This is a genomic window from Massilia sp. BHUDP2 (assembly GCF_046236355.1).
Lineage (GTDB): Bacteria > Pseudomonadota > Gammaproteobacteria > Burkholderiales > Burkholderiaceae_D > Telluria > Telluria varians.
The window spans coordinates 292,534-316,997 of the sequence record NZ_JBJUVW010000001.1; the positions used below are offsets into that span (position 1 = coordinate 292,534).

At 67.1% G+C, this 24,464-nt stretch carries 20 protein-coding genes; 12 read left to right on the plus strand and 8 right to left on the minus strand.

Translation table 11 applies throughout. The features are described 5' to 3' along the window. Nucleotides 1–138: 138 nt before the first annotated feature. The 4 genes from ACK6C6_RS01295 to ACK6C6_RS01310 all read left to right on the plus strand — a co-directional run bounded on the left by ACK6C6_RS01295 (nt 139) and on the right by ACK6C6_RS01310 (nt 6,644). Nucleotides 139–1,332, plus strand: coding sequence for an efflux RND transporter periplasmic adaptor subunit (locus tag ACK6C6_RS01295; RefSeq protein ID WP_409265485.1), 1,194 nt, complete (start codon nt 139–141; stop codon nt 1,330–1,332). A gap of 4 nt (nt 1,333–1,336) precedes the next feature. Continuing rightward, nucleotides 1,337–4,528: an efflux RND transporter permease subunit gene (locus tag ACK6C6_RS01300; protein WP_409265486.1), complete on the plus strand. Its 3,192-nt coding sequence runs from the start codon at nt 1,337–1,339 to the stop codon at nt 4,526–4,528. A 1-nt stretch (nt 4,529) separates the two neighbouring features. Further along, on the plus strand, nt 4,530–6,020 hold the full coding sequence (locus ACK6C6_RS01305; RefSeq protein WP_409265487.1) for an efflux transporter outer membrane subunit: 1,491 nt from the start codon (nt 4,530–4,532) through the stop codon (nt 6,018–6,020). Between the two features lie 90 nt (nt 6,021–6,110). Further along, nucleotides 6,111–6,644: a DNA-deoxyinosine glycosylase gene (locus tag ACK6C6_RS01310; protein ID WP_409265488.1), complete on the plus strand. Its 534-nt coding sequence runs from the start codon at nt 6,111–6,113 to the stop codon at nt 6,642–6,644. Nucleotides 6,645–6,660: 16 nt separating this feature from the next. Here ACK6C6_RS01310 and ACK6C6_RS01315 read toward each other — a convergent pair whose 3' ends face one another. Then, nucleotides 6,661–7,836, minus strand: a complete 1,176-nt coding sequence (locus ACK6C6_RS01315; RefSeq protein ID WP_409265489.1) for a tetratricopeptide repeat protein — start codon at nt 7,834–7,836, stop codon at nt 6,661–6,663. Nucleotides 7,837–7,901: 65 nt separating this feature from the next. After that, nucleotides 7,902–8,759, minus strand: a complete 858-nt coding sequence (locus ACK6C6_RS01320; protein ID WP_409265491.1) for an HDOD domain-containing protein — start codon at nt 8,757–8,759, stop codon at nt 7,902–7,904. A 165-nt stretch (nt 8,760–8,924) separates the two neighbouring features. Here ACK6C6_RS01320 and ACK6C6_RS01325 point away from each other — a divergent pair, with 165 nt between their 5' ends. Continuing rightward, a complete protein-coding gene (locus ACK6C6_RS01325) occupies nt 8,925–9,494 on the plus strand; it encodes a DNA-3-methyladenine glycosylase (RefSeq protein ID WP_409265492.1) in 570 nt (189 codons plus the stop codon). Between the two features lie 4 nt (nt 9,495–9,498). Here ACK6C6_RS01325 and ACK6C6_RS01330 read toward each other — a convergent pair whose 3' ends face one another. Beyond that, on the minus strand, nt 9,499–11,229 hold the full coding sequence (locus ACK6C6_RS01330; RefSeq protein ID WP_409265493.1) for a methyl-accepting chemotaxis protein: 1,731 nt from the start codon (nt 11,227–11,229) through the stop codon (nt 9,499–9,501). A gap of 36 nt (nt 11,230–11,265) precedes the next feature. Beyond that, a complete protein-coding gene (locus tag ACK6C6_RS01335; RefSeq protein ID WP_027865534.1) occupies nt 11,266–11,721 on the minus strand; it encodes a cache domain-containing protein in 456 nt (151 codons plus the stop codon). A gap of 265 nt (nt 11,722–11,986) precedes the next feature. Between ACK6C6_RS01335 and ACK6C6_RS01340 the strand changes: the two genes are divergently transcribed. The 4 genes from ACK6C6_RS01340 (at nt 11,987) to ACK6C6_RS01355 (ending at nt 18,283) form a co-directional block, all read left to right on the plus strand. Next, nucleotides 11,987–13,951: an acyltransferase family protein gene (locus tag ACK6C6_RS01340; protein WP_409265495.1), complete on the plus strand. Its 1,965-nt coding sequence runs from the start codon at nt 11,987–11,989 to the stop codon at nt 13,949–13,951. A 208-nt stretch (nt 13,952–14,159) separates the two neighbouring features. Next, nucleotides 14,160–15,557, plus strand: coding sequence for a lysine 2,3-aminomutase (locus ACK6C6_RS01345; RefSeq protein ID WP_313030071.1), 1,398 nt, complete (start codon nt 14,160–14,162; stop codon nt 15,555–15,557). Nucleotides 15,558–15,599: 42 nt separating this feature from the next. After that, a complete protein-coding gene (locus tag ACK6C6_RS01350) occupies nt 15,600–16,883 on the plus strand; it encodes an MFS transporter (RefSeq protein WP_409265496.1) in 1,284 nt (427 codons plus the stop codon). Nucleotides 16,884–16,966: 83 nt separating this feature from the next. Continuing rightward, nucleotides 16,967–18,283: a PQQ-dependent sugar dehydrogenase gene (locus ACK6C6_RS01355; RefSeq protein ID WP_409265498.1), complete on the plus strand. Its 1,317-nt coding sequence runs from the start codon at nt 16,967–16,969 to the stop codon at nt 18,281–18,283. Between the two features lie 43 nt (nt 18,284–18,326). On the opposite strand, the gene ACK6C6_RS01360 is transcribed toward ACK6C6_RS01355, so the two are convergent. From ACK6C6_RS01360 to ACK6C6_RS01375, 4 genes are read right to left on the minus strand one after another with little or no spacing between them, the layout of a single operon-like run. Further along, a complete protein-coding gene (locus tag ACK6C6_RS01360) occupies nt 18,327–18,656 on the minus strand; it encodes a hypothetical protein (protein ID WP_409265500.1) in 330 nt (109 codons plus the stop codon). A 3-nt stretch (nt 18,657–18,659) separates the two neighbouring features. Next, nucleotides 18,660–21,185 (minus strand): cytochrome c oxidase subunit I, encoded by a 2,526-nt coding sequence (gene ctaD / locus ACK6C6_RS01365; RefSeq protein ID WP_409265501.1) that lies wholly within the window; start codon nt 21,183–21,185, stop codon nt 18,660–18,662. Further along, on the minus strand, nt 21,182–22,111 hold the full coding sequence (gene coxB / locus ACK6C6_RS01370; RefSeq protein WP_409265502.1) for a cytochrome c oxidase subunit II: 930 nt from the start codon (nt 22,109–22,111) through the stop codon (nt 21,182–21,184). The genes ctaD and coxB overlap by 4 nt, the downstream gene beginning before the upstream one ends. A gap of 5 nt (nt 22,112–22,116) precedes the next feature. Further along, a complete protein-coding gene (locus tag ACK6C6_RS01375; RefSeq protein ID WP_409265503.1) occupies nt 22,117–22,398 on the minus strand; it encodes a c-type cytochrome in 282 nt (93 codons plus the stop codon). Between the two features lie 238 nt (nt 22,399–22,636). On the opposite strand from ACK6C6_RS01375, the gene ACK6C6_RS01380 reads away from it, so the two are divergent. From ACK6C6_RS01380 to ACK6C6_RS01390, 3 genes are all read left to right on the plus strand, one after another. Then, a complete protein-coding gene (locus ACK6C6_RS01380) occupies nt 22,637–23,176 on the plus strand; it encodes a c-type cytochrome (protein ID WP_409265505.1) in 540 nt (179 codons plus the stop codon). Next, entirely contained in the window at nt 23,173–23,532 is a 360-nt protein-coding gene (locus ACK6C6_RS01385) for a c-type cytochrome (protein WP_409265506.1), read from the plus strand. Before ACK6C6_RS01380 ends, ACK6C6_RS01385 begins: the two co-directional genes overlap by 4 nt. An 81-nt stretch (nt 23,533–23,613) precedes the next feature. Beyond that, nucleotides 23,614–24,462, plus strand: coding sequence for a fumarylacetoacetate hydrolase family protein (locus tag ACK6C6_RS01390; RefSeq protein WP_036212949.1), 849 nt, complete (start codon nt 23,614–23,616; stop codon nt 24,460–24,462). Nucleotides 24,463–24,464 lie beyond the last annotated feature (2 nt).

Genomic DNA, 24,464 nt, shown 5'->3' on the forward strand with positions numbered 1-24,464 from the left:
GAGCGCGCGGCCTCCATACCAGTAAGGAATTCGGCATCCACGCCTGCGGGCGTGGACAGGCCCTCTTTTTCCCCGCATCCGGCTCGTACCCGGCTACGGACAGGGAAGTTTTTGTCTCTTCAATAAGAAAGGTTGATCATGAATAACCAACGACACATGGGCAAGGTAAGGACACTCGTCGGGCTGCTCGCAGCTGCAGGCCTGGCAGGCGCAGTGCTCACCGGCTGCGCCGACGCCAACAGCAAGGATGGCGCAGCCGCCGCGGCGCCCGCCGCACCGCCGGTTTCCGCCGCGGTCGTCATCGAAAAGCCGGTGCTTGAAACCCAGGAATTCTCGGGCCGCCTGGAAGCCGTGGAAGAGGTCGAGATCCGTTCGCGCGTCAGCGGCTACATCACCGCCGTCAATTTCACGCCGGGCGCCGAAGTGAAGAAAGGCGAGGTGCTGTTCGTGATCGACCCGCGCCCTTACCAGGCCGAAGCCGACCGCGCCGGCGCCGCCGCCAGCGCGGCCCGCGCCAGAGCCGACCTGGCGCGCCTGGAGCTGCAGCGCGCCGAGCGCCTGCTGCTTGATAAGGCCATCGCCCAGCGCGAGTTCGACGAAAAGGCCGCCGCCCAGAAGGAACTCGACGCCAACGCCAGGGCCGCCCAGGCCCAGTACGAGGCGGCGCGCCTGAACCTGGCCTATACCCGCGTCACGGCGCCGATCGACGGCCGCGTGTCGAAGGCCGAGATCACCCTCGGCAACCTGGTCGATGCCAGCGCCGTGCTGACCTCGGTGGTCTCGCTGGAGCGCATCTACGCCAGCTTCGACGGCGACGAACAGACCTACCTGCGCGTCGGCGCCCAGCGCGACAAGGAAGCGGTGGTGAAGGTCGGCCTGGCCAACGAAGAGGGCTTCCCGCACGAAGGCAAGCTCGAATTCGTCGACAACCAGCTCGACGCCCGAACCGGCAGCGTGCGCATGCGCGCCACCCTGGCCAACAAGGACCGCGCCCTGGCGCCCGGCCTGTTCGCCCGCGTGCAGGTGGGCAGCGGCGAGGCCGGCAAGGCCATCGTGATCAACGACCGCGCGGTCGGCACCGACCAGAGCCGCAAGTTCGTGGTCGTGGTGGGCGCAGACGGCAAGGCCGAGTACCGCCCGGTGACCCTCGGCCCGGTGGTCGACGGCATGCGCGTGGTGCGTTCGGGCCTGAAGGCCGGCGAGAAGATCGTCGTCAATGGCCTGCAGCGCGTGCGCCCCGGCGCGCCGGTGGCGCCGCAGATCGTGCCGATGGATGCCGCTATCGCCGCCAGGGACGGCGCGAAGCTGGCTTTGAACACCGCCAAGGAGTAAGACCATGAACTTCTCCCGCTTCTTCGTCGACAAGCCGATCTTCGCGGTCGTGCTGTCGGTGATCGTCTTCGTGGGCGGCCTGATTTCGATCTTCCAGCTGCCCGTGTCCGAGTATCCCGAGGTGGTGCCGCCGTCGGTGGTGGTGCGCGCCCAGTATCCGGGCGCGAACCCGAAGGTGATCGCCGAAACCGTGGCCGCGCCGCTGGAAGAGCAGATCAACGGCATCGAGGACATGCTCTACATGAGCTCCCAGAACACCTCGGACGGCGCCCTGGCCCTGACCCTGACCTTCGCGATCGGCACCGACATCGACCGCGCCGAGAGCCAGGTGCAGAACCGGGTGCAGCGCGCGCTGCCGCGCCTGCCCGAGGAGGTGCGCCAGATCGGCGTCACCACGGTGAAGAGTTCGCCCAACCTGACCATGGTGGTGCACCTGAACTCGCCGGACGGCCGCTACGACGACCTGTACCTGCGCAACTACGCGGTGCTGAACATCAAGGACCAGCTGGCGCGCCTGAACGGCATGGGCGAAGTCCAGCTGTTCGGCTCGGGCGACTACGCCATGCGCGTCTGGCTCGACCCGCAGAAAGTCGCGGCGCGCAACCTGACCGCCGGCGACGTCGTGGCCAGCATCCGCGAGCAGAACGTGCAGGTCGCGGCCGGCGTGGTGGGCCAGGGGCCGAGCAAGGATGCGGACTTCCAGCTGACCGTCAACACCCAGGGCCGCCTGTCGAGCGCCGAGGAATTCGGCGACATCGTGGTCAAGGCCGGGGAGGACGGCGCGGTCACGCGCCTGAAGGATGTGGCGCGCCTCGAGATGGGTTCCAGCTCCTACGCGCTGCGCTCGCTGCTGAACAACAAGTCGGCGGTGGCGATCCCGATCTTCGAGGCGCCGAATGCCAATGCGCTGCAGCTGTCCCAGGATGTGCGTGCCACGATGGAAGCGCTTTCGAAGGACTTCCCGGAAGGCGTCGAGTACAGCATCGTGTACGACCCGACCCAGTTCGTGCGCGAGTCGATCGACTCGGTGATCAAGACCCTGCTTGAAGCCGTGGTACTGGTGGCCCTGGTCGTGATCGTGTTCCTGCAGACCTGGCGCGCCTCGATCATCCCGCTGCTGGCGGTGCCGGTGTCGGTGGTCGGCACCTTTGCCGTGATGCTGATGTTCGGCTTCTCGATCAACACGCTGTCGCTGTTCGGGCTGGTGCTGGCCATCGGTATCGTGGTCGACGACGCCATCGTGGTGGTGGAAAACGTCGAGCGCAACATCGGCAACGGCCTGTCGCCGCATGACGCGACCATCCAGGCCATGAAGGAAGTGTCGGGCCCGATCATCGCCATCGCCCTGGTGCTGTGCGCCGTGTTCGTGCCGATCGCTTTCGTGTCCGGTCTGACCGGCCAGTTCTACCGCCAGTTCGCCCTGACCATCGCCATCTCGACCGTGATCTCGGCCTTCGTTTCCTTGACGCTGGCGCCGGCCATGTCCGCGGCGCTCTTGAAAGCCCACGATGCGCCGAAGGATCGCCTGACCCGCGCCATGGACAAGGTGCTGGGCCGTTTCTTCGCCGCCTTCAACCGCTTCTTCGGCCGTGCCTCGCACAGCTACGAAGGCGGCGTGAAGACCGTCCTGCGCCGTAAAGCCGCGACGCTGGGCGTCTACCTGGCGCTGGGCATTGCCGCGGTGTTCATGTTCAAGGTCGTGCCGCCGGGCTTCGTGCCGGCCCAGGACAAGGGCTACCTGATCGGTTTCGCCCAGCTCCCGGACGCCGCCTCGCTGGACCGCACCGATGAAGTGATCCGCAAGATGTCGGCCATCGCCAAGGAAATCCCGGGCGTGGAATCCTCGATTGCCTTCCCGGGCCTGTCGATCAACGGCTTCACCAATGCGCCGAACGCCGGCATCGTGTTCACGGGGCTGAAGCCGTTCAGCGAGCGCAAGGGCAAGCCGGAGCAGTCGGCCGAAGCCATCGCCGCCGAGATCAACAAGCGCATGGGCAGCGTACAGGATGCCTTCGTGATGGTACTGCCGCCGCCTCCGGTGAACGGCCTGGGCACCACCGGAGGCTTCAAGCTGATGCTGGAAGACCGCGGCAACCTCGGCCACGACGAACTGTACAAGGCCACGCAGGCGCTGCAGGCCAAGGCCTGGGGCACCCCGGAGCTGGCGGGCGTGTTCTCGAGCTACCAGATCAACGTGCCGCAGCTGTTCGCGGACGTCGACCGCGTCAAGGCCAAGCAGCTCGGCGTGCCGCTGTCGACCATCTACCAGACCCTGCAGGTGAACCTGGGCTCGCTGTACGTGAACGACTTCAACCAGTTCGGTCGTACCTACCAGGTGCGGGTGCAGGCCGATGCGCAGTTCCGCTCGCAGCCGGAGCAGATCGCCCAGCTGAAGGTCCGCAACGACAAGGGCGAGATGATCCCGCTGTCGTCCCTGATGCAGTTGAAGGACAGCTACGGCCCGGACCGCGTCCAGCGCTACAACAACTATGTGGCGGCCGACATCAACGGCGGTCCGGCGCCGGGCGTGTCCTCGGGCCAGGCCCAGGCCATCATGGAGCAGCTGGCCAAGGAAACGCTGCCGAAGGGGATCGCCTACGAGTGGACCGAGCTGACCTACCAGGAGATCCTCGCCGGTAACACCATGGTCTACGTGTTCCCGCTGTGCGTGCTGCTGGTGTTCCTGGTGCTGGCCGCCCAGTACGAAAGCTGGACCCTGCCCCTGGCGGTGATCCTGATCGTGCCGATGTCGATCCTGTGCGCGCTGGTGGGCGTCAAGCTTTCCGGTGGCGACAACAACATCTTCACCCAGATCGCCCTGTTCGTGCTGGTGGGGCTGGCCTCGAAGAACGCGATCCTGATCGTGGAATTCGCCCGCGAACTGGAAGACCATGGCCGCAGTATCGTCGATGCCGCGCTGGAAGCTTCGCGCCTGCGCCTGCGTCCGATCCTGATGACCTCGATCGCCTTCATCATGGGTGTGGTGCCGCTGGTGTTCTCGAGCGGCGCCGGTGCCGAGATGCGCCATGCGATGGGCGTGGCGGTGTTCGCCGGCATGCTGGGCGTGACTTTCTTCGGCCTGTTCCTGACGCCGGTGTTCTACGTCCTGCTGCGCACGCTGGCCAAGCGTTTCGAGAAAAAAGCGCCGGTGGCGCCAGCCAAAACCCCGGTCCTTGACCTGGAAGGAGTGCATTGAGATGAAAAGCATGATTGCAAGGGGCGTGGCCCCGCTGCTGGCGGCCCTGCTGCTGACCGCCTGCGCCACCCCGGAATTCAGGCAGCCGGCCATCGAGACGCCGACGGCCTTCCGTGAATCGCAGGTGCCGAGCGCCGTCGAAGTGGAAGGCATCGAAGGCTCGCGCTGGAAACCCGCCCAGCCTGCCGAGCAGCAGCCACGCGGCCAGTGGTGGCTGGCCTTCAAGGATCCGGCGTTGACCTCCCTGATCGAGGAAGCCGGCGCCAACAACGCCAACCTGGCGGTGGCGGCAAGCCGCGTCAAGCAGGCGAGGGCGATCGCCGGTATCGCCCAAGCGGATAGGGTGCCGCAGGTCGGCGTCGGCATCGGCGCCCAGCGCGCCCGCCCGTCGGCGCTGGAAAGCGGCCTGCCGCAAGGCACGCCGACCCAGCCGGTGACGAGCTACACGGCGAACCTCACCGCCAGCTACGAGGTCGACCTGTTCGGCCGCGTGGCGGCCGGTGTGTCGGCGGCGCGCAGCGATGCGGCGACCCTTGATGCCAATTACCGCTCGGTGCTGCTGGCGCTGCAGGCGGACGTGGCGCAGACCTACTTCCGCCTGCGGGCGCTGGACGCCGAACTGGACACGGTGGCGCAAACCGTGCGCTTGCGCGAGGAAAGCGTGAAGGTGACGCAGCGCCGCTTCGACCTGGGCGACATCGGCGAATTCGACCTGTCGCGCGCCCGCACCGAGCTGGCGACGGCACGCGCCGAGGCGATCGGCCTGCAGCGCCAGCGCGCCACCGCCGAGCATGCGCTGGCGGTCCTGCTGGGCAAGCCGGCGTCGCACTACGTCGCCGACAAGAGTCCCCTACTTGGCGCCACCGCACTGCCCGCGATACCGGCCGGCCTGCCGTCCTCGCTGCTGGAACGCCGTCCCGACATCAATGCCGCCCAGCGCGCGATGGAAGCCTCGAATGCCCGCATCGGCGTGGCGCGCGGCGCGATGTTCCCGGCGCTCACGATCAGCGCAGCCGGAGGAGGCGTCGGCGGGGCCATGTCGGAAGTGTTCAAGTGGAGCAGCCGTTCCTGGGTGCTGGGCCTGCTCACCTCGATGCCGATCATCGACGGCGGCCGCAACCGCGCCAACGTCGAACGCAGTGAAGCGGTGCTGGAGGAATCGGTGGGCAGCTACCGCCAGAGCGTGCTCACGGCCTTTGCCGAGGTCGAGGACAACCTGGCCGGCCTGCGCATCCTTGCCGGCCAGGCCGAGCAGATCGATGCGGCGCTGCTGTCGGCGCGCCGTTCGGCCGACCTGGCGCAGAAGCTGTACGACGCCGGCCGTTCCAGCTACCTGGAGCTGCTCGATGCCCAGCGCAACCTGGCGGCGGTCGAACGCACGGCCGTCCAGCTGCGCGGCAACCGGGCGGTGACGACGGTGGCCTTGATTCGTTCCTTGGGCGGCGGCTGGGATGCCGCCCGCGTCGACGGCAATGCCGTTGCCATGAAGTAGACCTGCCGTCGTTTCGTCTCCCGACGGTTTGCCCTTTGCGGCGGGTACGTGAGTGCTCGCCGCTTTTTTTCGTCCGGCTACAATCGGGGCATGGTGAATCGAACTCCCTCCTTGACTGGCCTTGCGCCCGTGCTCGCGCCGGACACCCGCGTGCTCGTCCTCGGCAGCTTCCCCGGCGCCGCCTCGCTGGCTGCGGGGCGTTACTACGCTCATCCGCGAAATCAATTCTGGCCCCTGATCTCGGCGGTGATCGGGGAGGAACTGGCCAGCCTGCCGTATGAAGAGCGCTTGCCGCGCCTGCTGGCCCACCGCTTCGGCCTGTGGGACGTGCTGGCCGGCTGCGAACGCGAAGGCAGCCTCGATTCCGCGATCCGCAACCCGGCCGCCAACGATTTCGAACGCTTGCGCGCGCTCTGTCCGGAGCTGGAGACGGTCGGTTTCAATGGCCAGGCGTCGGGCAAGTTCGCGCCGCAGTTCGCCGCCGCCGGTTACCGTACTGTCGTGCTGCCGTCGAGTTCACCTGCGCACATGGCGATGACGTTCGAGCAGAAGCTGATGATCTGGCATAGACTCGCCGAACGAGAAAGAGAAATATCGCTGCCGTCGCAGTCGCCATTGTTCTGAACCTAAGGCTGGCCGGTCAGCGGATATGGGTCCCGGTCGCACTCACCTTTCGCAGCATCGCCAGCTTGGCCGAATACAGCTGCCGCATCTCCTGCCGCGTGCTGTTGTCGACCGCCTTGGCGATCTGCTCGCGCGCATGCTGGACGTCGCCCAGGCGCAGGTGGGTCACGCCGAGCCAGAACAGGAACTCGTCGTTGTAAGGGGCGCGCTTGAGCTCACGTTCGAACAGGCGCCGCGCCTTGTCGAAGTCGCCCGCGCGCAGCGCCAGCATGCCCTGGTCGAAGTGGTAATAGGGCGGGAAGGGCTCGATGCTGGCGATGCGTTGCGCCAGCGCCGAGGCCTCGGCGTGCTTGCCCAGCGTGGCCAGCACTGGCTGCAGATTGCGCATGACCATCACGTTCTCCGGCTCGCGCAGCAAGGCCGCGCGGTAGGTCTGTTCGGCCAGCGCCAGATCGCCGTGCCGGTTGTAGATCACGGCCAGGGTGTTGAGCGCCGCGATCAGCCCAGGGCGCTTGTCCACCGCGGCGCGCGCCCACCAGTAGGCGTCGTCGATACGGTCCTGCACCAGCATCTCGGCCGCGCGGTTGTTCATGTAGAGCGCGACGATGTCGTCTTCGTCCAGTTCGCGTGCGCGCAGGCGTTCGGCTTCCTCCTGCGGGATGAAGTCGACCACCAGGAACTCGTTCAGGCCATTGCCGCGAAAGCCACTATCGACCGGTTCGCCGACCGCGACGTTGACGTGGGCGCTGCCCAGGTACAGGTCCGCCTTGCGGCTCCAGTCATTGCCGACGTCGACGCTGCGAAAGCGCACCGGCATGCGCAGTTCCTTGGCGAAGGCCGCCGTCATGATCACGAGCGACAGGCAGTTGCCGGAGCGGTCCGCGTAGGTTTCCGCGGCAGTGCGGGTCTTCGAGGATTCGTATTCGAGCTTCAGGTCGGTCTTGCTGTACAGCGCTTCGACCAGGCCGCGGCGCGAGCCGCTCTGGCGCAGGTACCTGTTGAAAGCCGGGCTGTTCAGGTAGGACAGCATCGCCGGACTGAGGGTGAACAGGTCGCCGGCGCCGACCGGCTCGCTTGGTGGCGCAAAGCGTGCGTCGGCGAAGGGAGGAAGGGGCGCGCTCGGGGGCTGCACGCTGGCGCAGCCCGCCAGCAGGGACAGCGACAGCGACAGCAGGATGGCGAGATACTTCATGACTCACTCCCGAGTGTACTTACAGGCAGTATCCGCCTGTACAGGAGTGATGTAAAGATATGTATCTACTGCTCGTGGAAGGCTTCCACCAGCTCGTCCAGCAGCTCGGCCGTTTCCTCGTCCGACAGCCCGAGGTAGGCGCAGGCGGCGGCGCCGCCCTTGTTCCATTCGAGCGATTCGGCATGGCCCTGGTAGCGGCAGATCGCGCTCTCCGCCAGCACCGACAGGGCGACCAGCGAGCGCACCGCGGCGGCGCTCGCGGCGTCGTCGAGCACGGCGAAATCATGGTGGTGCAGGATGGCCCAGCCGACGTCGCCCGACAGGCCCCAGTTGCGCGCCAGCAGGCAGCCGAGCGCCGCGTGATTGGTGCTATGGCGCTCGTCCTCGAGCACGGTGAATGCGCGCTGCGTTTCCAGCGAGGCGGCGGCATAGGTCGCGGCGTAGTCCGGGAAGCGTTCCATCAGCAGCGGCACGCCGGTGTCGCAGAACAGGCCGAAGGTGTGGGCCACGTCCGCCTCGCCGATGCGCAGGCGGCGCGACAGGAACACCATGGCCTGGGCGCGCCGGGTACTGATATCCCAGAAGCTGGCCAGCGCGGCGCTGTTGGCGGGAATCGCCTGGCGCGCCAGCAGGCCGGTCATCAGGGCCGCAACCTGGTTAATGCCCAGGAACAGGATCGCCTGCTCGATCGACTTGGCCTTGCGCCGGCCGCCGTAGATCGCCGAATTGGCCAGCTTGAGCAGCGCACCGGACATGCCGACGTCGCTTGCCACGATCTTGCCGATCGCCTCCGGCGACGGGTCTTCCGATGCCAGTTCGCGCTGCATGTCGGCAAGCAGGCTCGGCCGGGGTGGGATGCGGATCGATTTGATCAGGGCATCGACCTGGTCGAGGTGCAGAACGGGATCGGCGAGGGTATTCATGGGCGGGCAGGAGGAAGTGCGGAAGGGAAGCGACCAACCTTGCCACTATACCCCAGCACTTATTTTATTGCAGCAAAGCAATGCAAAATGCTTATCATTAAAATCATATTCTGTGTCAATTTAACCAAAGCGACACCCTTGGACAGGCCGGGTTAGAATCCCGCCATGGCCATTTCGACAATAGCAGGAATCGATTTTTCCCAGCCCGCGGAGATCGTCGCGCGCCAGCTGATCGGCGTGACGGTGCTGGTGGATGGCGTCGGCGGACGGATCGTCGAGACCGAAGCGTATGACCGCGAAGACCCGGCGTCGCACGCCTTTTCCGGTCCTACCGAGCGCAATGCCTCGATGTTCGGGCCGCCTGCCCATGCCTATGTCTATCGTTCTTACGGAATCCATTGGTGCCTGAACTTCGTGTGCCGCGAAGAGGGCCACGGCGCCGGGGTCCTGATCCGCGCGCTGGAGCCGCTCATCGGCCTGGACCAGATGCGCGTGCGCCGCGATGCGATGGATGAGTGGCTGCTGTGCTCTGGCCCGGGCAGGCTGTGCCAGGCCCTTGGCGTGACCCGTGCCCTCAACGGCATGGCCATATCGCAGCCGCCGTTCGAGATCCTGCCCGCGCCGCCAGGCCTGGAGGTCGTGACCGGACCGCGCATCGGGATTTCCAAGGCGATGGACGTGCCCTGGCGTTTCGGGCTGGCGGGTTCACGCTTCGTCAGCCGGCCCTTCCGCTAAGCCGTCAGGCGCTGCGCCGCCGCTGCGTTCCCCTGGTGGTCGCAGCAGGCAGCGCCGCCACCGCACGTCCGCGCATCGCGCTGCCGGGAGAACGGCGCTCGTGCAGGCCGTGGAAGCCCTCGCCGCCTTCGTCTTCCGCGATCGCCTCGTCCTCGGACTGCACAGCGGCGATGTCCGCACCGTCGTCACCCTCGAACTTGAAGATCGATACCGCCTTGGCCAGATTGACGGTCTGCTCGTGCAGGCTTTCGGCCGCTGCCGCGGCCTGTTCAACCAGGGCCGCGTTCTGCTGGGTCATGCCGTCCATCTGGCCGACCGCCTTGTTCACTTCGGCGATGCCGTCGGCCTGCTCGGTGCTGGCGATGCTGATGCGGCCGATGATGTCGTTCACCTGGCGCACCGAGGCGACGATGTCGCCCATGCTGGCGCCGGCCTCGCTCACCGAAGCGCTGCCATCCTCGATGCTCTTCACCGAATCGGCGATCAGGCCCTTGATCTCGCGCGCCGCCGCCGCCGAGCGCTGGGCCAGCGTGCGCACTTCGGCTGCAACCACCGCGAAGCCGCGCCCCTGCTCGCCGGCGCGCGCCGCTTCCACCGCGGCGTTCAGGGCCAGCAGGTTGGTCTGGAACGAGATGCCGTCGATGACGCTGGTGATCTCGACGATCTTGCGCGAGCTGGCCTGGATCGATTCCATGGTCGCCACCGCGCGGCCCACCGCCTGGCCGCCGTTCGAGGCCAGTTGCGCCGCCTCGGCCGCGAGATCCGACGCCAGGCGCGCGTTGTTGGCGTTTTCCTTGACTGCCGTGGTCAGTTCTTCCATGGTGCTGGCGGTCTGTTCGAGCGAGCCGGCCTGCAGCTCGGTGCGGGTCGACAGGTCCAGGTTGCCGGTGGCGATTTCCTTCGAAGCGGTGTCGATCGAGCGCACCGAGTGCAATATGCTGTTCAGGGCGCCGTTCAGGCGCGAGATCGAGTGGTCGAGCGCGCGCGAGGTGTCGGCGATCTCGTCGCGCCCGGCGCCGGGCGTGCCGGACGGACGCAGGCGGCCCTCGGCCAGGTCGTTCACCACCGTGGCGATCGAATGGATATCGGCCAGCATGGCGCGCCGCACCAGCATCGTCACCACCAGGGACAAAGCGATCGACAGCAGCACCATGCCGGCCATGGTCATGCCGAGGGTGCGGAACTCGGCCTTGGCGGCGGCATGTGCTTCCACGCTCAGCTTCTTTTCCAGCGCCGCCAGGTTCTGCAGGCCGCTGTCGAGTGCGACGAACTGCTTCTCGGCCTTCTGCATCGAGTTCGTGGCGATCGACTGGTCGACCTGGGCCAGCTCGATGGTCTCGGCCACCATCTTGCGGTAGCTCGCCAGCCCTGCCAGCGCGCTCTCGATCGGCGCGCGCTCGCCCGGTGCGGCGCCCTTCGACAGTTCGCCCAGCCTGGCTGCAATCGCGGCATGCTTCTTGTGGATATCGGCGGTCAGGGCGTCCAGGCGGTTCTTCGCGAAGCTGCCGTTCACCCAGGCCAGCAGCTGGTAGATGTTGGCATGCGCGAAGCGCGCTTCGCCCGCCACGTCGGCCACGGCCTGCAGGCGCGCGGCGCGCACCTGCACCATGTGCTCGAGCGAGGCGTTCTGGCGCACCATGCCGTAATAGGCGGCTGCCGACAGCATCGTCAGCAGCACCAGCACCAGGCCCGGGGCCAGCAGGAGTTTCGGGCCGATCCTCAGTTTGTTCAGCATGCTTGACTCCGGGCGTGGACGAAAGGGCGGGGCGCTTTACTTCTTGTAGATGCCGACTTCCAGCACCACGTCGTCGACGCGCTGGATGAAGGTCGTCTTCGGCTCGATCTTGCCGCTGGTCGGATTCTTGTACTGGTAGTCGACCCAGCCCTTGCCCTTGGCGGCGGCCAGTTCGATGATCTCGCGGCGGTACTTCTTGCCGTTCGCATCCGGCACGTCGGTCAGGTCCTTGCCGACGATCGAGGGGTTATAGGGGTGGGCCAGCACGATGCCTGTCTTCAGGTCGCGGATGTCCATGTAGAGCTCGCCCTGGACGTATTCCGCATCCTTCGCGTTGATCTTCTTCATCATCTCGTCCTTGCCCTTGGCCTTGACCAGGGCAACGCCGCGTTCGACCATCGCGATGGCGTCCTTTTCGGTCGGGCCATTGGCGAGGGCAGGGGTGGCGGCAATGGCCAGGCACAGGGCGGCGGTCGTGGCGAACAGTTTCATGTTGACTCCTTGAGTGAATGTTCTGGGATCAATATTGCTAAAGTGCATTGGCAAATGTACCGGGCTGGGATGAGCAGGAATTGCGATCGCGCAATCGCAACGCGGAGTCGGGGTAGGAACGTTGCGCATTGGTGTCAGTGGATGCTGAGCAGCTTCTGTCATCCACCCTGCATGCAAATCAATCCGGATGTTGTTTTGAGGCAGAGTTCGTTGTTTCGATGTAAACACCTCATGTAGAATCGTCAGCTTTTATTGATGAGCCGGCATGAAGCGAGAGACACAGATTCCCTTCGGGGACCCGCTGGGAAAACCAGCCGACACACCGGGGCACCTGGCCTACCGCCGTGACATCGACGGCCTGCGCGCCGTCGCCGTGCTGTCGGTGGTGCTGTTCCATGCCTTCCCGGCGGTGCTGCGGGGCGGTTTCATCGGCGTCGACATCTTCTTCGTCATCTCCGGCTTCCTGATCACCAGCATCCTGCTGCGCGAGCTGGAGGCGGGCAGTTTCAGCTTCGCCGGCTTCTACGCGCGCCGCGTGCGGCGCATCTTCCCGGCGCTGGTGCTGGTGCTCGGTTCCTGCCTGGCCTTCGGCTGGCTGGCCCTGTTCCCTGACGAATACCAGCAGCTCGGCAAGCACGTGGTCGGGGGCGCCGGCTTCGCGGCCAACTTCTTCTACTGGGCCCAGGTCGGCTACTTCGACACCGCGGCCGACACCAAGCCGCTGCTGCACCTGTGGTCGCTCGGCATCGAGGAGCAGTTCTATATCCTGTGGCCGGTCGTCCTCCTGCTTGGGTGGCGGCTGCGCATGAATCTGCTGGCGGTGGCCGCCGTGCTGGCGCTGGCCTCGTTCGCCGTCAACCTGGGCGGCATCGCCGATCACCCGACCGCCACCTTCTATTCCCCGGCCAGCCGCGCCTGGGAGCTGCTGCTGGGCGCCGGCCTGGCCTGCCTGCATGCGCGCCACGGCGCCGCCGCTTCGCGCCTTGCCGTGGCGCCGAACCTGCTCTCCTGGCTTGGCGCCGCCCTGCTGGCCGCGGGCCTGGCCCTGATTACGCGGGAAGACCCCTTCCCCGGCTGGCGCGCGCTGCTGCCCGCACTGGGCGCGCTCCTGCTCATCGGCGCCGGGCCGCAGGCCTGGCTCAACCGCGTGCTGCTGTCGAACCGCATCATGGTCTGGATCGGGCTGGTGAGCTATCCGCTCTACCTGTGGCACTGGCCGCTGCTGTCGTTTGCCCAGATCGTCGAATCGCGCACCCCGGCGCCGGCCATCCGCGCCGGGGCGGTGCTGCTGGCCGTCCTGCTGGCCTGGCTGACCTACCGCGTGCTGGAACGCCCGCTGCGCGGCGGTAGCGGGCGCGGCAAGGTTACGGCGCTGAGCGCACTGATGCTTGCCTGCGCCGCCGCCGGAAGCTATATCTACCTGAACGACGGCCTGCCGACGCGCAAGCCGGTCCAGGACAACCTGGCCAACCAGAAGGCGCTGGTGCTGGTCGAGGACAAGGCCAATGCCGAGGCCTGCAAGAAGCGCTACGGTTTCGACTCGACCTACGAGTACTGTCTGCAGGCCGACGCCGCCAGGGACCCGACCGTGGTGCTGGTGGGCGACAGCCATGCCTACCACGTGGTGGCCGGCCTGACGAAGTACTACAGCAGCGTTGGCGAGAACCTCCTGATGCTGGGAACCCGCCATCCGTACTGGGGCCTGGACCCGCAGGGCGATCCCTACCAGCAGGCGACCCAGCCGATGCTGGAACTGGCCCTCGGCATGCCTTCGGTGAAGACCGTGGTGTTCTCGACCCACCTGCGCTTCGGCAGCGCGCCCGAGCACCGCATGTGGGTGGATGCGGCGCGCGAGACCTTCCGCCGCTTCACCGCGGCCGGCAAGCAGGTGATCTTCATGAACGACGTGCCCATCATCAGCTTCGATCCGCGTTCCTGCATCAAGCGCGCCGGCGTGGCCTCGTCGGCCACCCGCGTGCCCTGCGCGATCACGCGCGCCGAATGGGAGCAGCAGGTGGTGCAGCACCGCGAGGTCCTGGGCGCCTTTGCCCGCGAGTTCCCGCAGATGGCCTGGTTCGATTCGTCCACGGCCTTGTGCGACGACAGCAGCTGCCACGCCATGATCGACGGACGCCTGATGTACCGCGACACCAACCACCTGAGCTATGACGGCGACCTGCTGGTGGGCAGGCATTTCGCCGAATGGATGCGCCGGCGCGCCCCGAAATAAGCCTGCGGACGGCCCGGAGAATGCGCTCCGGGCCGTCCTGTCCAGTATTTGTCCCGTTCTGCCTCTCTCTTGTTTTAACCCCCAGCGTAGGAACAATCCGATTGATTGACGGCAATTCTCGCGGGTTTTCCGCAACGTAAGATGAATTCTTACCGGCAACGTTTTACCCACGCCGACTAATTCATCCCTCGTTTCCTGGAGAATTTCCGTGATCACGACCGAATCGACGCCCTCCAAGTTCAAGCCCTATACCCGCCAGACGATCCACACGGCACGCCAATGGCAATGGCTGACGCCGGAGCTGCAGGAAGCCGTGCAGGTGGTGTCCCATGTGTTGCCGTTCCGCGTGAACGCCTACGTGCTGGAGGAGCTGATCGACTGGGACAAGGTGCCGGACGATCCGATCTACCGGCTCACCTTCCCGCACCGCGACATGCTGCCCGCCAGCGAATACGAACAACTGCGCGACCTGGTGCTGTACAAGAAGGACGAGGCGGCCACCGCCAAGCTGGTGCACGGCATCCGCATGCGCATGAACCCGCACCCGGCCGGCCAGATGACGCACAACGTCCCGCGCGTCAACGACGCGCCGCTCAAGGGCCTGCAGCACAAGTACAAGGAGACCGTGCTGTTCTTCCCGAGCTCGGGCCAGACCTGCCACGCCTACTGCACCTTCTGCTTCCGCTGGCCGCAGTTCGTCGGCATGGACGACATGAAGTTCGATGCGCGCGAATGCAAGGAGCTGGTGTCCTACCTCGAGACCCATAAAGACGTCACCGACGTCCTGATCACCGGCGGCGACCCGATGATCATGAACACGCGTTCGCTGGCCGAGTTCCTCGAGCCGCTGCTCGAACCGAACCTGGCCCACATCCAGAACATCCGCATCGGCACCAAGTCGGTGGCCTACTGGCCGCAGCGCTTCGTGTCGGACAAGGACAGCGACGACCTGATGCGCCTGTTCGAGAAGGTGGTCAGGTCGGGCAAGAACCTCGCGATCATGGGTCACTACAACCATGCGGTCGAGCTACGCGCGCCCGTAGCCCAGCAGGCGGTCAAGCGCATCGTCGGCACCGGCGCCACGCTGCGCATGCAGGGACCCCTGATCCGCCACATCAACGAAGACCCGAAGAGCTGGGCCGAGTTGTGGACCACCGGCGTGCGCCTGGGCGCCATTCCGTACTACATGTTCGTCGAGCGCGACACCGGCCCGCGCGACTACTTCTCCCTGCCGCTGGCGCGCGCGCACCAGATCTTCCAGGAGGCCTACTCGATGGTGTCGGGCCTGTCGCGCACCGTGCGCGGTCCCTCGATGAGCGCCTTCCCGGGCAAGGTGGTGATCGACGGCGTGGTCACGATCAATGGCGAGAAGCTGTTCGCGCTGCAGTTCCTGCAGGCCCGCAATCCGGAATGGGTGCGCCGACCCTTCTTCGCCAAGTACGATCCGGAAGCCACCTGGCTCGACCACCTCAAGCCGGCCTTCGGGCGCGACAAGTTCTTCTTCGAACAGGAGAGCGAAGGCCCGCTGCGCGGACCCGGCGGGCGCGTCATCCCGCTGGTGCCGGCGGGCCAGCCGCGTGGCGGCGCTACCCAGGACGCGGCCTGACTCCGGACGCGCATCCACCCGACCCCGACCGGGACCTGGCCCATGCAGGATACCGCCACCGCGCCACGCCTGACCGGCGTGGCGGTTTTTTTCTACGTGTTCCTGCCGTTCGCGCTGGGACACTATCTGTCGACGCTGCTGCGCAACGTGAACGCGGTGCTGGCCCCCGACCTGATGGGGGCGCTCGCGCTCACCCCGGGCGAGCTCGGACTGCTCACCAGCGCCTTCTTCTTCGCCTTCGCGCTGGTCCAGCTGCCGGTCGGGATCGCCCTCGACCGCTGGGGACCGCGCAGGGTGCAGCTGTCGATGATGCTGGTCGGCGCGCTCGGCGCGCTGCTGTTCGCGCGCGGCACCGGCTTCGGGCAGCTGCTGGTGGCGCGCGCCGTCATGGGCCTGGGCCTGGGCGGCTGCTTCATGGCGGCGGTGAAGGCAGTGTCCACCTGGATCACCCCGAACAAGCTGCCTTCGGTGCACGGCTACCTGATCGCAGTAGGGGGGCTGGGCGCCGCCAGCGCGACCATGCCGGTGCGGCTGGTGCTCGACTATACCGACTGGCGCGGCCTGTTCGCCATCCTGGCCGGGCTGACCGCATGTTCCGGCCTGCTGATCGCGCTCGTATACCCCCGTGACAAGGGACCGCAGCCCAAGCGCGGACCGCTGGGGCAGGCGCTGCGCGAGGTGTTCCGGGCGCCGGTGTTTCGCAACACGGCCTCGCTGGTCCTGATCCCGCATGCGGTGTTCTTCGGCATCCAGGGGCTGTGGATCGGGCGCTGGCTGTCGGACGTCGCGCGCTTTCCCGACGACGCGGTCGCCTACCTGCTCTACATGGGGATGGCGTCGGTGATCTTCGGCGCCATCGGGGTGGGCATGATCACCGAGTGGGCCGGCCGGCGCGGCATCGCCCCGCTGGACGTCGCCGCCGCCGGCATCGCCGTCTTCCTGCTGGTGCAGGCTGCCTTCGTGCTCAACTACAAGCCGAGCTTCCAGCTGCTGTCGGTGCTGTTCACGCTGGTCGGGACCATTACGGGAATCGAGTACGCCATCATCGCGCAGTCGATGCCGCGCGAGCTGACCGGACGCGCGGCGACCTGCCTGAACCTCCTGATCTTCATCGGCGCCTTCGTGGTGCAGGCGGGCTTCGGCCTGCTGGTCGGGCTGTGGCCCATCGACGACGCCGGCCAGACTCCCGCCATGGCCTACCGCATGGCCTTTGCGGTGCTGGTGCTGGTGCAGTTGCCGGGCCTGGTCGGATTCGTGCGGCGGCGCCGGCGCCAGAGCGCGCCGGTGGCCGAGGATGTCGAGGAGGTCCAGGCGGTTCCCACCTGAATCCCTTCTCTCGCTGGGAAAGGATGGCGCGATATGGCCGGATTGGCTAGTATCGTGCTGTCCGCCCCCACCGAGAGAACACCATGCGCGACCACTTCCTGCTTCGCCTGTCCAGCGGCGCCATGCTCTTGCTGCTGGCCGCCTGCGGCGACCGCTCCACGCTGTCTCCCGGCGCCGACGTCGGCTCGCATCCGACCCTGGTGTCGCCGGTCCGCTCCCTGATCCCGACCGTGGACATCGCCCCCGCCAGGGGCTGGCCACCGGGCGGCAAGCCGCTCGCGGCGGCGGGACTGGCGGTGCAGGCCTACGCTTCCGGCCTCGACCATCCGCGCTGGCTCCACGTGCTGCCCAATGGCGACGTGCTGGTCGCCGAGAGCAATGCGCCGCAACAGCCGGCCAAGAAGGGCATCAAGGCTTACGTCCAGAAAAAGGTGATGGAGAGGGCGGGCGCGGGCGTGCCCAGCGCGAACCGCATCACGCTGCTGCGCGATGCCGACGGCGACGGCGTGGCGGAACTGAAGACCGTGTTCCTGAAGGGCCTGAACTCGCCCTTCGGCATGGCGCTGGTCGGCGACACGCTGTACGTGGCGAACACCGACGGCATCGTGCGCTTCCCCTACCGCGAGGGCGCTACCGCCATCACCGCGCAGGCAGCCCCGGTGGCGCCGCTGCCGGGCGGGCCGCTGAACCACCACTGGACCAAGAACATCATCGCCAGCCAGGACGGGCGCAAGCTGTACGCCACCACGGGTTCGAACAGCAACGTGGCCGAAAACGGCATCGACCAGGAAGTCGACCGCGCCGCGATCCTCGAAGTGGACATCGCCACCGGCAAGACCCGCCTCTTCGCCGCCGGCCTGCGCAACCCGAACGGCCTGGCCTGGAATCCTGAAACCGGGGTGCTGTGGACGGTGGTGAACGAACGCGACGAGATCGGCAGCGACCTGGTGCCGGACTACCTGACCTCGGTGAAGGAGGGCGGCTTCTACGGCTGGCCCTACAGCTGGTATGGCAGGCACGTGGACGAGCGCGTCAAGCCGCAGCGCCCGGACCTGGTGGCCAGGGCGATCGTGCCGGACTATGCGCTGGGCGCCCACGTGGCGGCGCTGGGGCTGGCCTTCTATACCGGCGCGCTGCTGCCGCAGTTCACCAACGGCGCCATCATCGGTCAGCACGGTTCCTGGAACCGCAAGCCGCTGTCGGGCTACAACGTGGTGTATGTGCCGTTCAGGGCAGGCAAGCCGGCCGGGAAACCGGTCGAGCTGCTCAGCGGCTTTCTCAACAAGGACGGCGAGGCGCAGGGGCGTCCGGTCGGCGTCGCGGTGGACGGGAAGGGCGCGATCCTGGTGGCGGACGATGTCGGCAACGTGGTCTGGCGCGTGACGCCGAACGCGCGTTAATCGTAGGGATAACTATCACCGCGTGGGCGGAAACCCGCCCACCCTACGCGCAGCCGCTGACCAGTAGGATCGGCATCCCGGTCCACAGGATCCCCACGAAGGCCAGCACGGCGCCCAGCGCCGCCGCCCAGTCGAGCAGCGCCGCTTCCGTGGCGTTGCGCAGGATGCCGCGTTCGCGCCAGGCCAGCCACAGGCAGATGGCCAGCGCCGCCACGGTCGCGATCCCCAGCAGCAAGCGGTCCGGCCCGCCCGTGCGCATTACCGCCGGCGTGCACTGCGCCGCCGCCAGCAGGTAGCAGACGGTGAAGTGCGCCGCCCATACCAGGAGAGGCAGGGTGCCGCGCATCAGTTGCCGGAAGAAGTGGTCTTGCATGGTCTACTCCATCAGCCACGGCATCAGCGCCGGCAGGCCATGCACCAGCGCCATGCCGGCCAGGCCCTGCAGCGTGGTGTAGTGCCAGAGCAGGGCGACATTGTCGAGCGTCGCGCGGCTGCGCTCGCCCAGGTGACCGCGCCAGGACCGGAGAACCAGATAGGGGCCGGCGATCGCCAGCACCACCACGTGCAGGCCCTGGTAGCCGAGCAGCCCGCCGATCGCGGCGCCCCAGGCGCTGGCTGTCGGGTCGAGGCCGGCGAACTGGTGGCCGCGCAGATCGAACAGGAAGGAAGCCGTGGTGCAGCCCAGCGCCAGCAGCACCAGCCAGGGCAGGCGGCGCTTGCCGAGCGCGCGCACGGCCAGCAGCATCAGCACCGAACTAGCCACCAAAAGGCCGGCCGAGACCAGCTGCGACGACAGCTCCGGCAAGGCGGCGCCGGGCGGCGGGCAGACCTGCAGGCGCATCGACACATGGACGTAGGCGTAGCCGAAGGACGCGAAGATGCAGGCGTCGACGATCAGCATCACCATCGTGCCCCACCACGACTGCGAGGCGGTGGTCTTCGCATTCACCGGCAGCACCAAATCTTCTGCGACCCGCGCCTGGTCGATCGGCGGCTTGCGATCCGATTCCCACAGCCAGGCGATGGTGCCGCCCACCGCCATCAAGCCGAAGATAAAGGCCGGCAGGATCGCCTTGACGGTCAGCAGCAGGAAGAAGCCGGCCGTGCCGAGGGCGGCGATGACCGGCAGCCAGCTGTCGGTCGGCAGCACCATCAGGTAGCGCGGCTCGGCCTTGACCGGGCTGGTGGCGATGGTCTCGCGCAGGCCGGTGGCAGTGCCGGGCAGGTAGTGCTGGCCGCGCTCGACTTCCTCGGACAGGGTCGGCTGGTCCCACAGCGGGTTGGTCGAGTGAATGCGCGGGATGCTGCGGTTGCCGTAGGATTCCGACGGCAGCCATTCGAGGGTCGGCGCATTCCACGGATTGCCCACTTCCTTTTCCGGCCGGCGCAGCGCGCGCACGGCGTCGACGATGAACAGCAGCACGCCGAAGGCGAAGATGAAGGCGCCGACCGTGGACAGCATGTTCAGCAGGTTCCAGCCGAGGTGCGCGTCATAGGTGTAGACCCGGCGCGGCATGCCGTACAGGCCCGTGATGTGCATCGGGAAGAAGGCCAGGTTGAAGCCGCCGAACATCATCCAGAACACCCAGCGCCCCAGCTTCTCGGACAGGGGCTGGCCCTTGACCAGCGGCAGCCAGTAATACATCCCGGCGAACACCGGGAACACCATGCCGCCGATCAGGACGTAGTGCAGGTGGGCCACGATGAAATAGGTGTCGTGGGCCTGCCAGTCGAACGGGATCACGGCCACCATCACCCCGGTCAGGCCGCCCAGCACGAAGATGAACATGAAGCCCATCAGGAACAGCGCCGGGGACGTCATGCGCACCCGCCCGTTCCACAGGGTGGCGATCCAGGCGAATACCTGGATGCCGGTCGGGATCGCCACCGCCATGCTGGCGGCCGAGATGAAGCTCATCTCCAGCACGCCCAGGCCGGCGGTGAACATGTGGTGGGCCCACAGCCCGAAGCTGAAGAAGCCGACGCCGACCAGCGCCACGATGATGGCGCGCCGTCCCACCAGCGGGGTGCCGGCGATGGTCGGGATCATGGTCGAGACCATCCCGGCGGCCGGCAGGAAGATGATGTAGACCTCGGGGTGGCCGAAGAACCAGAACAGGTGCTGCCACAGGATCGGATCACCGCCGCGCTCGGCGATGAAGAAGGGCCAGTCGAAGGCGCGCTCCAGTTCCAGCAGGGCGGTGCCGGCGATCACCGCCGGGAAGGCGAACACGATCATCACCGCCACCACCAGCATGGCCCAGGCGTACACCGGCATGCGGCGCAGCGTCATGCCCGGCGCGCGCGTGAACAGGATGCCGACGATCAGCTCGATCGCGCCGGCGATCGCCGAGATCTCGATGAAGCCGATCCCCAGCAGCCAGAAGTCGGCGTTCAGGCCCGGCGAATAGGTGTTGCCGGTATAGGGCGGGTACATGAACCAGCCGCCGTCCGGCGCCAGGCCGACGAAGATGGTGCAGAAGAAGGCCAGGCCGCCGAAGGCATAGGCCCAGTAGGCATAGGCGGACAGGCGCGGGAAGGGCAGGTCGCGCGCGCCCAGCATGTTGGGCAGCAGGTAGACGGCCAATGCCTCGACGATCGGGATCGCGAACAGGAACATCATCACCGTGCCGTGCATGGTGAAGACCTGGTTGTAGGTGCCGGGGCTGAGCAGGGTGTTGTCGGGCACCGCCAGCTGCACCCGCATGACCAGGGCCAGGATGCCGGCCAGGACGAAGAACAGCAGGGCGGTGCCGATGTAGAGCAGGCCGATGCTGGTGTTGTTCACCGAGGTGAAGAAGCGCCAGCCGGTGGGCGTGCGCCAGACTTCCTTCAGGCGCTCGAATTCGCCCTCCGGCCGCGGCAGGGAATTGGGCAATGAATTGGGCGGGAGCTGCGTCATTTCAGGTGCTCGAGGTAGGTGGCCAGCGCGCGCAGCGTGTCGCGGTCGAGGTCGTGCGAGCCGGGCATGAAGACGCCGGGCTTGGCGGCCTGCGGGTCGGCGATCCAGCCGTCCAGCGTGTCGCGGTGATTGCGCAGGGTGCCCGCGCCGATGTGCATGCGGCTTCCGACGTGGGTCAGGTCCGGGCCCAGGCGCGATCCTTCGGCCACGCCGCGGATCGTGTGGCAGGCCTGGCAGCGTTGTTCCAGGAAGGCGGCGCGGCCGCGTTCGAGGATCGCGTTGTCCGCGGGCAGGGCAGGCTGCGCCTGGCGTGCCAGCCAGGCCTCGAATTCCTGCGGCACCAGGGCCACTACGTGCAGCGCCATCTTCGCATGCTGGGCGCCGCAGTATTCGGCGCACTGGCCGCGGTAGATGCCCGGCTTGTCGGCGCGCAGGGTCAGGCCGGTGACGCGGCCCGGGACCATGTCGCGCTTGCCGGCCAGCGAGGGCACCCACAGGCTATGGATCACGTCGGCCGAATTCAGGCCGAGGTAGACCTTGCGGCCGACCGGGATGTGGATTTCGTTGGCGGTGACGATCTCGCGTCCGCTCGCCGGGTCGTGGTAGCGCACTTCCCACCACCACATCTTGGCGGTCACCGAGATGGTGAGCGCATCGTGCGAGGTCTGCGGCGCCAGCTGGGCGCTGCGCCAGGTGCTCCACCCCAGGAGCGCGGTGAGCACCACCACCGGGAAGGCGATGCCGCCGCCCCCGATCCACAGCAGCGCGCGCGCCGGCCGTTCGCGGCGCCGCAGGCTCAGGAACAGCAGCGCCATCACGGCGAGGAAGATCAGGGCGCCGGCGCCGAACATGACCCAGGCGAACTGGCTGATGATGGCCGCGTCCCAGCCGGCCGGCTCCAGGGCCGAGTGCAGGGTGCCGGTCATGGCGCTCACCGCAGCGTGTACAGGAAGGCGGCCATGTGGCGCGCCTCCTGTTCCGTCAGGCCCATGGGCGGCATCTCGGTGCCGGGTTTGACGGCATGCGGCACGCGCAGCCATTGCACCATGTTGGCGGGCTGGTTGGGGATGCCGCCGGCGATGTAGCTCAGGCGGCCGATGTAGTCGAGCGATGGCCCGGCGCCATCCGACTTGCCGTCCGCGCCCTGCACGCCCGGGATCACGTGGCAGGCGCCGCACTGGTACTGGGTGACCAGCCGCAGTCCAAGCTGCACGTCGCCGCCGGGGACAGCCGAGCGTGCGTCGTCCTTGCACCCGGCGAGCAATACGGCACAAGCCAGTGTCAATGCGGCCTGTGTGGCGGTGCGGAGAGAATCACGGTAAAGACGGGGGCGCACGTTTGAAATTCGACATTGTGAAGTGGCTTTTATAATACACAAACAACAATGCATTTTTTTTAACGAATCCAATCGGACGCACCCCGACATGCTTTCTAACCGCCAACGGCTGATCGTGAAGACCGCTGTATCGACGCTGCTCGCGGCAGGCGTCACCGCGGGGGCGGCCGGCCTCGCGCTCCTGTATGGCGGCTGGTACAACATCGGCGCCACCGCCCAGCATTTCCCCTATGTGTACACGGTGCTGGAAAAGGGCATGGCGAACTCGGTGCGCCACCATGCACGCGACGTGCAGGTGCCGCGCCTCGGGGGCGAGCAGCAGTTGCGCCTCGGCGCCGCGGTCTACCGCGACAAGTGCCTGCAATGCCACGGCGGCCCGGGCGTGGCCCAGTCCACCATCGGCATGAGCATGCAGCCGATTCCCGGCCCGCTGGTGGACGCCACCCAGCACTGGGAAGCGCGCGAGCTGTACTGGATCACGAAGAACGGCATCAAGATGAGCGGCATGCCGGCCTGGGAATACCACCTGGGCGAGGACGAGATCTGGGCGGTGGTGGCCTTCGTGAGGGCCATGCCGGCGATGAGCGCGCAGGATTTCCGCGCCTGGACCGCGGCCCCTGGCGCGCCGGCGCTGGCGCAGGGAGGGGCGAAATGAGCGCCTGGCGCATCGCGGCGGTGCTGGCGCTGGCCAGCCTGGCCGCCTGCTCGCCCAAGCGGCCGCCGGTCGGTGTGCAGGGCGACCCGGAACGCGGCAAGATCGCCGTGACGCAGTACGCCTGCCAGTCCTGCCACCTGATCCCCGGCGTGCCCGGCTCGAAGGTCTATGTCGGCCGGCCGCTCGAAGGCATGGCCGAGCGCAAGGTGCTGGCGGGGGCGGTGCCGAACGACCAGGCCGGCCTGGTGCGCTGGATCCGCGACCCGCAGTCGATCGACCCGCATACCGCCATGCCGAACATGGGCGTGAGCGAACGCGATGCGCTCGATATCAGCGCTTATCTGCTGAGCCAATAACCTGGCCGTCCGATCCTTGGTATCATCGCCCGCTGGCCCATGCTGGGCGTGTTTGGCGTTTGATATACAAGGAATACAAGAATGAGATTGGTGCGCTATGGCCGCCCGGGCAAGGAAAAGCCGGGCCTGTTCGACGAAGAGGGCCGCCTGCGCGACCTGTCCGGGATCATCGACGACATCGACGCGTCGCAACTCTCGGACAAGGCGCTGCGCAAGCTGGCGAAGCTTGAGTGGAAGACGCTGCCGCTGGTGCGCGGCAATCCGCGCCTGGGCGTGCCGGTCAAGGGCGTCGGCAAGTTCATCGGCATCGGCATGAACTATGCCGACCATGCGGCGGAGACCGGCGCCGAGGTGCCGAAGGAGCCGATCTTCTTCACCAAGGCGATCAGCAGCCTGTCCGGCCCGGACGATCCGGTCCAGCTGCCCAAGGGCTCGAAAAAGACCGATTGGGAAGTCGAGCTGGGCGTGGTGATCGGCACCCGCGCGCAGTACGTCAGCGAAGACGAGGCGCTCAAGTACGTGGCCGGCTACTGCGTGGTCAACGACGTGTCCGAGCGCGCCTTCCAGTTCGAGATGGGCTCGCAATGGGACAAGGGCAAGGGCTGCGACACCTTCGGTCCGGTCGGCCCCTTCCTGGTGACGCGCGACGAAATCTACGACGTGCAGGACCTCGACCTCTACCTGGAACTGAACGGCAAGCGCATGCAGACCGGGAACACCGCGAACATGATCTTCACGGTGGCGCAGATCGTCAGCTACGTGTCGCGCTTCATGACGCTGGAACCGGGCGACATCATCACCACCGGCACGCCGCCGGGCGTGGGCATGGGGCGTTCGCCGCAGCGCTTCCTGAAGAAGGGCGACAAGCTGAGGCTCGGTATTGCAGGGCTTGGAGAACAGCAGCAGGAAGTGGTCGCCTTCCCGAAGTGAGC